11 protein-coding genes, 1 tRNA gene and 1 pseudogene are annotated in these 12,334 nt (G+C 69.2%); 7 read left to right on the top strand and 6 right to left on the bottom strand.

Going from position 1 to position 12,334, the window contains the following annotated elements:
* Positions 1 to 167: 167 nt before the first annotated feature.
* From Q8Q88_RS10840 to hemC, 5 genes are all read right to left on the bottom strand, one after another.
* Positions 168 to 243, bottom strand: a tRNA-Thr gene (locus Q8Q88_RS10840).
* Between the two features lie 40 nt (positions 244 to 283).
* Positions 284 to 1,813, bottom strand: coding sequence for a heme biosynthesis protein HemY (locus Q8Q88_RS10835; RefSeq protein WP_305675206.1), 1,530 nt, complete (start codon positions 1,811 to 1,813; stop codon positions 284 to 286).
* On the bottom strand, positions 1,810 to 2,685 hold the full coding sequence (locus tag Q8Q88_RS10830) for a COG4223 family protein (protein WP_305675205.1): 876 nt from the start codon (positions 2,683 to 2,685) through the stop codon (positions 1,810 to 1,812). Before Q8Q88_RS10830 ends, Q8Q88_RS10835 begins: the two co-directional genes overlap by 4 nt.
* 3 nt (positions 2,686 to 2,688) lie before the next feature.
* A complete protein-coding gene (locus Q8Q88_RS10825; RefSeq protein WP_305675204.1) occupies positions 2,689 to 3,387 on the bottom strand; it encodes a uroporphyrinogen-III synthase in 699 nt (232 codons plus the stop codon).
* A 54-nt stretch (positions 3,388 to 3,441) separates the two neighbouring features.
* The gene (hemC, locus tag Q8Q88_RS10820; protein ID WP_305675203.1) at positions 3,442 to 4,410 is read right to left on the bottom strand and encodes a hydroxymethylbilane synthase; all 969 of its coding nucleotides are present in this window, start codon (positions 4,408 to 4,410) and stop codon (positions 3,442 to 3,444) included.
* Positions 4,411 to 4,483: 73 nt separating this feature from the next.
* Between hemC and tsaD the strand changes: the two genes are divergently transcribed.
* The 7 genes and pseudogenes from tsaD to Q8Q88_RS10785 all read left to right on the top strand — a co-directional run bounded on the left by tsaD (position 4,484) and on the right by Q8Q88_RS10785 (position 11,183).
* Positions 4,484 to 5,575, top strand: a complete 1,092-nt coding sequence (gene tsaD, locus Q8Q88_RS10815; protein WP_305675202.1) for a tRNA (adenosine(37)-N6)-threonylcarbamoyltransferase complex transferase subunit TsaD — start codon at positions 4,484 to 4,486, stop codon at positions 5,573 to 5,575.
* Complete coding sequence (locus tag Q8Q88_RS10810) at positions 5,572 to 6,561, top strand: NAD(P)H-dependent glycerol-3-phosphate dehydrogenase (protein WP_305675201.1); 990 nt, start codon at positions 5,572 to 5,574, stop codon at positions 6,559 to 6,561. The genes tsaD and Q8Q88_RS10810 overlap by 4 nt, the downstream gene beginning before the upstream one ends.
* Positions 6,562 to 6,570: 9 nt before the next feature.
* The gene (locus Q8Q88_RS10805; protein ID WP_305675200.1) at positions 6,571 to 6,858 is read left to right on the top strand and encodes a YciI family protein; all 288 of its coding nucleotides are present in this window, start codon (positions 6,571 to 6,573) and stop codon (positions 6,856 to 6,858) included.
* Positions 6,855 to 7,223, top strand: coding sequence for a Rieske (2Fe-2S) protein (locus tag Q8Q88_RS10800; protein WP_305675199.1), 369 nt, complete (start codon positions 6,855 to 6,857; stop codon positions 7,221 to 7,223). The genes Q8Q88_RS10805 and Q8Q88_RS10800 overlap by 4 nt, the downstream gene beginning before the upstream one ends.
* A 65-nt stretch (positions 7,224 to 7,288) precedes the next feature.
* Complete coding sequence (locus Q8Q88_RS10795) at positions 7,289 to 8,005, top strand: class I SAM-dependent methyltransferase (protein WP_305675198.1); 717 nt, start codon at positions 7,289 to 7,291, stop codon at positions 8,003 to 8,005.
* Between the two features lie 70 nt (positions 8,006 to 8,075).
* A pseudogene (locus Q8Q88_RS10790) lies at positions 8,076 to 9,041 on the top strand (IS481 family transposase).
* Positions 9,042 to 9,410: 369 nt separating this feature from the next.
* On the top strand, positions 9,411 to 11,183 hold the full coding sequence (locus Q8Q88_RS10785) for an ATP-binding protein (protein ID WP_305675197.1): 1,773 nt from the start codon (positions 9,411 to 9,413) through the stop codon (positions 11,181 to 11,183).
* Between the two features lie 279 nt (positions 11,184 to 11,462).
* Here Q8Q88_RS10785 and Q8Q88_RS10780 read toward each other — a convergent pair.
* A protein-coding gene (locus tag Q8Q88_RS10780; protein ID WP_305675196.1) for an IS630 family transposase occupies positions 11,463 to 12,334 on the bottom strand; the annotation gives its coding sequence in 2 pieces (ribosomal slippage) (positions 11,463 to 12,068 and positions 12,070 to 12,334; 871 coding nt annotated over the 2 pieces). This gene is flagged as partial in the annotation.

The following is a 12,334-nucleotide window of genomic DNA, read 5'->3' as shown; positions in this document are numbered from 1 at the left end:
CCTCCGAGTAACGCCCCCCGGACGCAGTAGCCCGCCCGTAACTCAGTGGTTCACAATCGGTTAAATCCGAACCTTTGCCGCACCGCAACGGGATTCCCCAAATACGTGCGTTTTGTTCGACGAATGGTGTTATTTGACCCGATTGCCGTGCAATTTCAGGGCAAGGGTGGTGCCGCCTAGGTGACTCGAACACCTGACCTACGCATTACGAATGCGCCGCTCTACCGGCTGAGCTAAGGCGGCCCGAAGGCTGTCGCGGACCCTGCGGTTCGCGAGCGAGCGCCTACTTAGCGGCTCTCGGCGCGCTCGCCAAGCGCCGCCTCGCTTGCGAGCGACGTTCTCCGGCCCGAGGGGGGGTGGGCGCCGGCGGCTCCTCGTCTTCGTAGACGCCCTCGCCGATCGGATAGGGCGCCGACTGCGCCTCCTCGTGCGCCGAGAGGAAGGCCGCGGAATCCGCGTAGGAAATGGGCAATTGCGGCAGCTCGCTCATGGTCCGCTCGCGCCGCTCGTGACGGGGGTGCAGCAATTCGCCGGTTTCCGCGTAGCTGGCCACCAACCGGGCCCAGTCGGCCGGCTCATAGGCGAAGGCTCGGCCCTCCGGATCGAGGTCGGACCAGTCTGGCTCCTGGGCGGCCGACACCCCGCGCGCCATCCAAACCCGCGCCTCGTCCGGTTGGCCGGCGGCGAAGTGCGCGCGCGCCAGCAGGCCGGCGGTCCGGGCGGTGAGGGGTTCGGTTTCCAGAATCCGCGCCGCGTCCAGCGCCCGGTCCGCGTCCCCGGCGATCAGGGCTTGCTCCACCGCCAGGATACGGCTCTCGCGCGCCTCCGGGTTCAGTTGAGCGAGTTCGGCCAGGCGTCCGGCGCGTTGGCGCGGAGTCTCGTCGGTCTTGAGGTCGCGATAGGCCAGCCAGAGGGCCGGATGCGGCGCGGCCTTCCAGGCGCTTTCCAAGGCCTGGGCTGCGCGGCCGGCCTTGTTGTCGGCGGCGAGCAGGCGCGCGGCCATGACCACCCCGGGGGCGAAGCCGGGCTGCAGCTTGGCGGCCTCGACCGCGAAGTCCTGGGCCTGGCCGCGGGCCTTGGGATCGGCGGAGCCTTCGAGCTGGGCCGCCGAGGCGGCCAGCAGGGCGGCGCGGGCCCGCTCGGCGACAATGGGCGAGACGATCTTGCGGGCGAGAGCGCCCTTCACCAGGTCCAACGCCCCGTCCCAGTCACCAGCTTGGAGCCTGGCCTCCAGCAGGGCGCGCCAGGCCCAGCGGGCGGTGCGCGCCAAGCCGTAGGCCTGCTCGGCATGGCTGAGGGCGGCCGCGCGGTCGCCCTGGGCCAGAGCGGCCTGCATCAGGCCACGGTGACCGGCCAGCCGCATCTCCGGGAAGCCCAGCATGGCCGAATAGGCCGCCTGGACCGCGATGGGATCGTCGGCCGCATCGGCGGCGTGGGCGGCCAGGACCCGGACCAGGCCCGGCGCCTCATCGGCGAGATCGGCCGCCTTCAACGCCAGACGCCGCGCCTCCAGGCCGTCGCCAGCCGCCGCCGCCAGGAAGCCGCGGGTCAGCACCTCGTTGGCCTGCCGCCGGCGGGTCTCGGCCCGGGCGCGCTCGGCCCGGCGCGGGGTCTCCACCACCCAGAGCAGCAGCCGCCAGCCGATCATGGCCGCCAGGGCCACGAACAGGGTGATCAGGACGAAGGCCGCCGCAGTCATGTCCGCGCGCCAACCGAGCCAGACCAGGGTGGCGTGGCCGGGCTCTCCGGTCATGGCCAGGATGGCGGTGGCCAGCGCCGCCACCAGGAAGAAGATGATGGCCGCGCGAATCATCCGCCGCTCCGGGCGAGACCCGCCAGATCCTCCAGCGCCAGGGCGCGGACCTGGGCGATCCGGCGGTCGATGTCGGCCCGCCGCTCGGCCCGCACGCGCCAAGGGGCGAGCGCTGTCTTGCCGGCGGGCGACAGCCGATCGAGGGTGTTCAGCGCCGCGACGATGTCGCCCTCCTCGACCTCGACCTCGGCCTTGGCCAGGACCGCGTCGACACCGGCGCCGGGGACGTCGCCCACCCGACGGATCGTCACGATCCGCGATAAGGCGTGGCCGATGCGGGCCAGCAGACCGGCGTCGTCCTGCGGCGAGCGCGCCGCGGCGGCCGCGCGCGCGGCGTAGTCCGGGAAGCTCGCCGCCAGGGCGGCTCGGCTGGGCGCGCCCTGCTCTGCATAGGACCGGAGCGAGCGCAGATCGGCCGAGGGCGGCGCCACGGCGGCCAGGGCGGCGAGTTCGTCGGGGAAAGGCCGCGAGGTCTGGGCCGCTTCCATGAGGACCGCGGCGGCGAGCGCCCCGGCCGCGGCCTGGGCTGCGCGGGTCTGGCGTCCCTCCAGGGTCGCCAGCTGTTGCGCCAGGCGCGCGACGTCGGCGGAGGGCGTCGCGGCGTCGGGCGCAGGCTCGGGACTCGTCGGAGCCAAGGCCGGAGCCGCGGGCTGCGCAGGCGCTGGGCTGGAAAAACCCACCGCCTCAGCGGTGGGGCGCGGCTTGGCCGGGAACAGCCGGGGCCCGAAGCTGGCCAAGACGTAGCCGGCGACGATGCAGAGCAAGCCGAAGATGATCATCGCCCAGAAGGCCGGGCCCATCACCCGCGCGCGGCCATAGGACCCCGGATCGCGGGGGGCGGAGAGCTCGGCAGGATCGGGCGACACGCTCATGGCCTAACGGTCTATCAGATTCAGCAGCGCCGCTTCGAGGGGGAAGGGCGAGAAAACCCGCGCGGCGACCTTGGCCCGGGCCAAGGGCTTCATCACCGCCTTGGAGAGACACAGAACCCGCAATTGCGGCAGGGGTTGGGCTCGCAGCAGGGCGGCCAGGACCTGGGCGGCTTTCGGCGAATGGACCAGGGCCGTGTCCAGCCCGGGCAGGGCCGCCAGGGTGTCCTCGTCGAGCGTCGCGGCCACCGTGTCGTAGAGCACGGCCTGCCGGGCCTCGATCCCGTTGCGCGCCAGGACGCCCGCCAGGTCCCCGGCCAGCTCGGCCGCGCCCGCATGCAGCACCGCCCCGGTCAGCTCGGCGCGGCGCACCGCGATGCCCTCGGCCAGGGCCGCCACGTCGCCGTCGGCCGACAGCACCCGCTTGAACCCTGCGGCCGTCGCCGCATGGGCGGTGGCCTGCCCCACGGCGAACACCCGCAGCGACCGATCCTGGGTCAGCTCCGCGAAGGCCCGCACCCCGTTGGAGCTCGTGAAGGCAAGCGACCCGACCCCTTCAAGGTCGATCACGGCGTCCGGGAGGGTCCGCATCTCCAGCAGCGGCGCCACGAAGGCCTCGTGCCCCATGTCGCGCACGCGGGCGGCCGTCGCCGCCGCGCCCGGCTGGGCGCGGGTGATCCATATCCGTTGGGTTGTCTTGCTCATGGCCGGGGGGAGTACCTTCACCGTCCGCAACCCTGACGGCGGACGCCGCCGGAATCAATGCGGCGGCAGGATCAATTCGCCGGCTTCCTCGGCGATCGCCTCGCCGAGCGACAGGCCAAGCGCACGCGCAGTGTCCTCTTGATCGCGAGCCGAGGACAGTTCGGCCGAGCCCTCGCGGCGGAACCGGTGGACGCCGTCCTGGGACAGAGCCTCGACGATCAGGTGCAGATCCCCGTCGCGCAGGCGCGCGAAGGCGCCGATAGCGGTCTTGCAGGACCCCTCCAGCGCCGTCATCGCTCCACGCTCAGCGGCCACGGCCACGGCGCTGGGCGCGTGGCGTATCGCCGCCAGCCAGGGCGCGCCGATGTCGGCGATGCGGGTCTCGATGGCCAACGCCCCCTGCCCCGGGGCGGGCGGGCATTCCACGGGATCGAGCAGGCTCTGCGGCAGGTGCCCGAGCCCCAGGCGCTTCAGGCCGGACAAGGCCAGCAAGATCGCGTCGGCGTCTCCCGCCGCCAGCTTGGCCAGCCGGGTGTCGACATTGCCGCGCAGCATCCGGACGTCCAGGTCGGGCCGTTTATGCAGGGCCTGGGCCTGGCGCCGAAGGGAGGCCGTACCCAGCACCGCCCCCTGGGGCAGGTCTTCCAGCCGCTGGGCCTTGGGGCTCAGGAAGGCGTCGCGCGGATCCTCGCGCTCGGGGATGGCGGCGATGCACAATCCCTCGGGCAGGGCGGCGGGCATGTCCTTCAGGGAATGGATCGCGCAGTCGATGCGGCCGTCGAGCAGGGCCTCCTCGATCTCCTTGGTGAACAGGCCCTTGCCGCCCACCTCCAGCAGCCGGCGGTCCTGGATGCGGTCGCCCGAGGTGGTGATGACGATCAGCGGCGCGACGCGCGCGACCGCGTCGGCGTCGCCCGGATCGGCGCCCAGGGCGGCGGCGATCCGGCGCTGCATGATCCCGGCCTGGGCCAGGGAGAGCTTGGACCCGCGGGCCCCGATCCGGACGGGCGGTTGCATGGGCACGATGCGCGGTCTACCTCGGCGAACGAAAGGAAGAGCCCGTCCGCTACAGGACGGGACCGCAGGCCGCAACCGAATGACCGCGCCACTGACCGTCCTGGGCCTCGAGACCAGTTGCGACGAGACCGCCGCGGCGGTCGTGCGCCTGGGCGCGGACGGACGCGTGGAGGTGCTGTCTTCCATCGTCGGGACCCAGATCGCCGACCACGCGCCCTATGGCGGCGTGGTGCCGGAAATCGCCGCCCGGGCCCATGTGGAGACCATCGACACGATCGCCGCCGAAGCGCTCAAGACCGCGGGCCTTGGCTATGGCGACCTTTCGGGCATCGCCGCCACCGCCGGGCCCGGCCTGGTGGGCGGTGTGATGGTGGGGCTCTCCTTCGGCAAGGCCGTGGCCCTGGCGCGCAGCCTGCCCCTGGTGGCGGTCAATCACCTGGAGGGCCACGCGGTCTCGGCCCGACTGGCCGCCGACATCCCCTATCCCTTCCTGCTGCTGCTGGTCTCGGGCGGCCACTGCCAGCTGCTGGAGGTCGCCGGGGTGGGCGCCTGCCGCCGGCTAGGCACCACCATCGACGACGCGGCGGGCGAGGCCTTCGACAAGATCGCCAAGACCCTCGGCCTGCCCTACCCCGGCGGCCCCGCCCTGGAAAGGCTGGCGGAGGGCGGCGACGCCTCGGCCTTCACCCTGCCCCGCGCCTTGCTGGGCCGCGAAGGCTTCGACTTCTCCTTCTCGGGCCTGAAGACCGCCGCCGCGCGTTTGGCGCAGACCGTGACCGACGAACCCGCCCGCAAGAACCTCGCCGCCGCCGTCCAGGCCGCCATCGCCCGCCAGCTGGCCGAGCGCACCGACCGCGCCATGGCCGCCTATGCCCGCGAACACGCGGGAGGGTCGCTGCGCTTCGTGGTGGCCGGCGGGGTGGCGGCCAACGGCGCGGTGCGCGCCAAGCTCAAGGAGACCGCCCAGGCCCGCGGCTTTTCCTTCGACGCCCCGCCGCTGGCCTATTGCACCGACAACGCCGCCATGATCGCGCTCGCCGGCGCCGAGCGGCTGGCGCTCGGGATCAGCGATCCGCTCGACGCCCCGGCCCGGCCCCGGTGGCCCCTGGACGCCGCCGCGGCGCTCGCCAATCCCATCCACGTCCACGGCCGAAAGGGCGCCAAGGCATGAGAAGCGCGGGCGTCATCGGCGGGGGAGCCTGGGGCACGGCCCTGGCCCTGGTCTGCGTGCGGGCCGGCCTCTCGGTCACCCTCTGGGCGCGTGAGCCCGAGGTGGTGGCGGGGATCAACGAGACCCACGAGAACCCCATCTTCCTGCCGGGCGTCGTGCTCGATCCGGCCGTGCGCGCCACCGCCGACCTGGCCGACCTGGCCGAGGCCGACCTGATCCTCAACGTGACGCCCGCCCAGCACCTGCGCGCCAGCCTCGCGGCCTTCGCTCCCCATGCGCGGGCCGGTGTTCCCATGCTGCTCTGCGCCAAGGGGGTGGAGCAGGCCTCGCTGAAGCTGATGACCGAGGTCCTGGCCGAGACCCTGCCCGCGGCCGCGGCCGCCGTGCTATCGGGGCCAAGCTTCGCCGGCGAGGTGGCCCGCGGCCTGCCCACCGCCGTGACCCTGGCCTGTCCCGACGAGGCGCTGGGCCGGGCGCTCGCCGAAGCCATCGCCACGCCGACCTTCCGCCCCTATCTCGCCGCCGACATGGTGGGCGCGGAGATCGGCGGCTCGGTGAAGAACGTCCTGGCCATCGCCTGCGGCATCGTCGAGGGCCGCGGTCTGGGCCGCAGCGCCCACGCCGCCCTCATCACCCGCGGCTTCGCCGAGATGACCCGCATGGCCGTGGCGCTGGGCGGGCAGGCCGAGACGGTCGCCGGCCTCTGCGGCCTGGGCGACCTGGTGCTCACCTGCTCCAGCCCGCAGTCGCGAAACATGAGCGTCGGCCTGGCGCTCGGGGCCGGCCAGACCCTGGACCAGGCCCTGGCCGGCAAGGTCTCGGTGGCTGAGGGCGTCGCCTCGGCGCCCGCCGTCCGGGCCCTGGCCGCCAAGCTCGGCGTCGAGACCCCGATCTGCGAGGCGGTCGCCGCCATCCTGGCCGGCGAGGCCGATGTCGACGACGCCATTGCGAGCCTGCTCTCGCGCCCTCTTAAAACCGAACGATAGGAACCGCTCATGCCGCTCTTCGCCCTGTTCTGCGCCGACAAGCCCGACTCCCTGCCCCTGCGCATGGCCACCCGCGAAGCCCACCTCGCCTATATGGCCGGCTTCCGCGATCAGCTGCGCTTGGCCGGACCCATGCTGGACGACAAGGGCGACATGGCCGGCTCGATCCTCTTCCTCGAGGCCGACGACCTCGCCGCCGCCCAGGCCTTCAGCGCCGGCGACCCCTACCGGCAGGCCGGCCTGTTCGACCACGTGCACATCACCGCCTTCAAGCCCACCGTCGGGACCCTGGGGTGACCCGGGACGGTTCCGCCAATCCCGCCCGGCCGCCGGCCGGGGTGGAGCTCTGCGCCCTTGCCGACCTGGCTGATCCCGGATCGAAAGGGTTCCGCTTCCGCCAGGAGCGGCTGATGTTCGCCGGCTTCGTGGTTCGGGTGGGCGACCAGGTGCGTGGCTATGTGGACTCCTGCCCGCACGCCGGCTGGCCCCTGGCCGCCTGGGACGACCGCTACCTGACCCGAGAGGGCGACCTGATCCTCTGCGGCGGCCACGCCGCCCTGTTCCGCCCGCTGGACGGTGTCTGCGTCGCCGGCCCCTGCGCCGACGAGCGCCTGAGCCCCTGGCCGGTGGCGGTGATCGAAGGCCGGATCGTCACGGCCTGACCGCGTTTGGCGCTTCCTTAACGCCTGCCAGCTAAACCGTGGCGCGACTTCAAGGAGAGGCTCCCATGGCCGACGCCCTTCGCGCGCTCGCGACGTTCAACGGACGGTTCGCGCCGCAATTCGCCAGGACCATGCTGGCCACCCCGCGCGCCGACGAGGAGGCCGCGGCCTTCGCCGCCCACTGCGACGCCAAGGGCTTCGAGTTCACCGAGGCCTGGGCCGACAACAACTTCCGCTTCGTCTCGCCGCTGCTGCGCGAATTCGCCAAGGACAAGGGCCAGATCCGCTATCTCGAGATCGGGGCCTATGAGGGCAAGAACCTGGCCTTCATGGACTGGCTGCTGCCGGCCAGGCTGGACGTCACCGTCATCGACCCCTGGTTCGACGAAGAGCTCAATCCGGAAGAGAAGTACTTGGCGGTCGAGCCGCGCTTCCAGCGCAATGTCGCCAAGCTGAACTTCGACAAGCTCATCGCCCGCAAGGGCTTCTCGACCTACGAACTGCCCAAGATGCTGGAGGCCGGCGAGAAGCTGGACCTCATCTATATCGACGGCTCCCACACCGCCTGGGCGGTGGGCGTCGACCTGGCCTATTGCGCGGCCCTGCTCGATATCGGCGGCATGATGGTGCTGGACGACTACTGGCACGACGAGAGCGAGATCGGCGGACCGGGCGTGAAACAGGCCGTGGACCATTTCCACGCCGTCTTCCGCCAGTATTTCGAGATCACCGCCGTCTACCGGCAGGTCGCCCTCACCAAGATCCGCGACATCCCGAGGTAGGCTCTAGCTGTGCAGTCCCAGATTCTGATGGTGCATCATCGATCCTGAATCGTCAGGAGTAGGATGCCCTATGGGAAGTGTTCTTCACGGCAGCGCCCGCACGACGCCGCGTGTTCGAGCCGAGCTCCAAGCGTCGCAAGAGAGCAGCCGGGCCCTCGCCGCCCGCTACGGCGTAAACCCCAAGACCGTGCGCAAGTGGCGCAAGCGGGCCACGACAGCCGATGCGCCGATGGGACCGAAGGTTCCGAAGAGCACCGTGCTGACGCCGGCCGAGGAAGCCATCGTGGTGGCCTTCCGCCAGAAGACCATGCTGCCGCTGGACGACGTGTTGGGCTGTCTGAGGGACACCATCCCCAACCTCAGCCGCAGCGCGCTGCACCGCTGCCTGCAGCGTCATGGCGTCTCCCGACTGCCGGTCGAGGAGACCAAGCAGCAGCGTAAGCGGTTCAAGACCTACGAGATCGGATACGTCCACATCGACAGCTGCGAGCTGCGCCACGCCGACGGCAAGCTCATCATGTTCCTGGCCATCGATCGCTCTTGAAAAGCTAGATACGTCGAGTTCCACGACAGCGCCGGGAAGATGGAAGGCTCAGCCTTCCTGAGGAACGTCGTGGAGGTATTCCCCTACAAGATCCACATCGTGCTGACCGACAACGGCATGGCCTTCGCCGACTTGCCCAAGAACCGCGACGGCCCCGGCCGCCGCTTCCTCGGCCCGCACATCTTCGACCGCGTCTGCATCGCAAACGGCATCGAGCACCGGCTGACCAAGCCCTATCATCCTTGGACCAACGGCCAGGCCGAGCGGATGAACCGCACCGTCAAAGACGCCACGATCAAGACCTATCACTACGACGACCTGGAATGCCTGAAGGCACATGTCCTGGCCTTCGTCACCGCCTACAACTTCGCCAAGCACCTCAAGGTTTTGAGATGGCGAACGCCCTACCAGGTCATCTGCGAGGCCTGGACCAAAGACCCGTCAATCTTCAAGATCAACCCGCACCACCTCATTCCGGGACCACGCAGCTAGATGCCGAGAGGGTCTGCAGTCGAACCTTCATTCGACTGGAGCGTGGCGGAGTAAGGCGTGCTCTTGCCACGATTGTTCGGGTCGGACGCGCGCTTGGTCCGCCAATCCGAGCATCAGGGTCCACCGAGGCCGTCTCTCTCAGCTTGCCATTCGTAGGGCAAGCGAACGGTCTTCGTTGCACCATGCGTCTGGCGGAGTGGGAGTTGCGCCAGGCCCTGGGCTGAGCCAGCTCGCAAAATTCCCTGGCGTCACACCTTCTGCCGGGTTGAGGACGCTGCGACGCCATGCCGCTACGCGGAACGCGGCCCATTAATCGCCAAGTAGAACTTAGCCTCCACCGTATTTGCGAGCCGTATGGAGTGAAGAGCTATGCTGCGCCCAGAGTTCGACGCAGGACTTGACGCCCAGGCCCGCGAAGGGCGCGAAACTCAGCTCCTCAGGCTCTCAATTGCCGCCGTATTTGGTGGTCTTCTGGCTTTGAATTTCTCATGGGTTGTCGCAGCCATTTGGTTCGGCGCTGTCGTTATTGCGGAAGCCTGGGCTCAGTTGTCCTATCCGCGGGGCGTAGTGGCGCCTCTGCCGCGCCATCGGGTCATGCGTCTGGCGGCCATCGCTGCGACGAGCATCGTGTGGACGGCCATGCCGATAGCCTATTGGTCGACGGGCATCGCAGAACTTCAGATCGTGGCGGTTGCGCTGCTATTCAGCCTGTTGGTCATCGCCCAGACCATGTCATTTCACTCCGCCGTCGCTACGCTGGCGTTCGGAACGGCTCCCACAGTCGCGCTCCTGATCCTCCCGATCGTCTCGTTCCTTTCCCGAGGGACCTACCTGCTGACCTTGGTCGTGGTTCTTCTTCTGGGAATTGTCTATCTGATCCTCGACATTCGCCGAAACGTCTTCAACGCCACAACGCTTCGTCACACCCAGGCCGAGCTCATTACGCGCCAGCACGCGCTCGAAGAGCAGACTGAGCGCGCCGTGGCGGCGAACCATGCGAAGACCGCCTTCCTGGCAATGATGAGTCACGAATTGCGCACGCCGATGAACGGCGTCCTGGGCATGGCCCACGCTCTCACGCACACCGACCTCAACAGCCGACAGGCTGACCACGTGGATATGCTTCTGCGTTCTGGAGGTGGCCTGATGTCGATCCTGAACGACCTCCTTGATACATCGAAGATAGAGGCGGGCAAGCTCGAGCTGGAATCGATCCCCTTTGACTTGGAGGACCTGGGTCGGCGAGTTTATGAACTCTGGACCGAAACAGCCAGCGCCAAGGGTGTGCGGCTGGTGTTCGATGTCGATCAGGCCGCGCCGCGCTGGGTCCTTGGCGACCCCACGCGCCTGAGGCAGATCATGGTCAACCTGATCTCGAACGCCTTGAAGTTCACCACCCATGGCGAGGTGCGGCTGTCGATCTGGTCAGAGGCGCCGGAGGTCGGATCTCCGCTTGTTTCGATCAGCGTTTCGGACTCCGGCCTTGGGATCAGCGACGAGCAAAAAGCAAGGCTGTTTCAATCCTTTGCTCAGGCGGATGCGTCGACAAACCGGAGGTTCGGCGGGACCGGCCTCGGGCTGGCGATCTGCAGGAACCTGGCGACCTTGATGGGTGGCGACATCGTGCTGGACAGTCGCCCCGGAGAGGGTTCGACCTTCACGGTCACCCTCCCCTTGATTGAATGCGAGGCGCTTGAGGAGACCCAAGAAGAAGAAGCGCCCGTGAACATTGAGGGGCTCACGGTCCTTGTGGCTGACGACAATGCCATCAACCAGGCGGTCGCCCGCGCGATCCTCGAGGCGTTCGGTGTTCTGGTGATCACCGCAGGCGACGGTGCGATCGCGCTGGACTGCCTGAGGACGACATCAGTCGATGTCGTCCTCATGGACATTCACATGCCTGGGATGGACGGCCCGGAAGCCCTGAGCCGAATCCGTGCCGGGGAAGCCGGGCGCAGGGATCAGCCGGTCGTCGCCCTGACAGCGGACGCTATGGCGGGCGTGGACGAACAGCTGATGGCCCACGGGTTCAATGCGGTCGAACCGAAGCCGATCAATCCAAGTAACCTCATCGCGACCATTGCCCGCCTGGCGACGCCTGACGGGCAGGCCGCGAGCGGCGACGAGGCGAGGGTCGCCTGACCGAAGGGCGGCCTCTCGTACGTCCGACGCCGCGACTTGGACCAGCTAGTTTCCGGGGATGAAGGCCGTGGCCTCGGCGATCTCCTCAGGAGAGGTCGCGCTATCACGTGCATCCAGATTCGGATCATCGCCTCTCGACCCAACGGCGTCAGGCGAGCATTCTTGTCGATGTCCATCCGGGGAGCTCCGGTGGAAGTGGAGTGTCGCAACCCCAGCTTCGTTCAAGACACTCCCCGGGTGAACAACCTTCGTAGCAACGACACCTAGCGCCTGACCGTTTCAGCTTGGAGCGTATCCTGAGTTGACGAGGTAGTTGGCGCATTCTGCTGGGCTGAATTGGCCGAGCAGATCGCCGATGCGCCGCCAGGTGGCCTCGACGGTGCGTTCGGCGGCTTTGCGCAGCAGGGCCTTGAGCTTGGCGAAGACCTGCTCGATGGGGTTCAGGTCGGGGCTGTAGGGCGGCAGGAACAGCAGATGGGCGCCGGCCTTGCGGATGGCCTGGCGCACGGCCTGGCCCTTGTGGCTGCCGAGGTTGTCCATGACCACGACGTCGCCGGGCCGCAGGGTGGGCACGAGGGCTTGCTCGACATAGGCCCGGAACCACTCGCCGTTGATCGGCTGATCGAGCACCACGGGGGCGGTGATCTGGTCGCAGCGCAAGGCGGCGACGAAGGTCATGGTCTTCCAGTGGCCATGCGGGACCTTGGCCAGCAGCCGCTCGCCGCGGGCGCAGCGGCCATGGGTGCGGGTCATGTTGGTCTTGGCCCAGGTCTCGTCGATGAACACCAGGCGCCTGGGATCAAGCCTGGCCTGATAGCGTCTCCAGCGGTCGCGCTTCCGGGCCACGTCCGGCCGGTCTTGTTCGGCGGCGTGCAGGCTTTTTTTTGAAGGTCACGCCCTCCCGCAGGTAAAAGCGCCAGACCGCGTCGTAGCTCACCTTCACGCCGCGACCGGCCAGCTCGGCCTGAATGGCCCGCAGCGTCAGGTCCGGCGTCTCCCGGATGCGCGCCAGCAGCCAGTCGCGCTCACCGGCCAGAACCGCGCGCCTGGGGCCGCCCATGGGCCGGGCCGCCGCGCTGCCGGTCGTCCTCAGCCGATGCGACCAACGAACCGCCGTCGCCACACCCACGCCAAACCGGACAGCCGCCTCG

The sequence above is a fragment of the Phenylobacterium sp. genome, from assembly GCF_030697925.1.
Taxonomy (GTDB): Bacteria; Pseudomonadota; Alphaproteobacteria; order Caulobacterales; family Caulobacteraceae; genus Phenylobacterium.
This window is presented reverse-complemented; position numbering and strand designations above follow the sequence as displayed.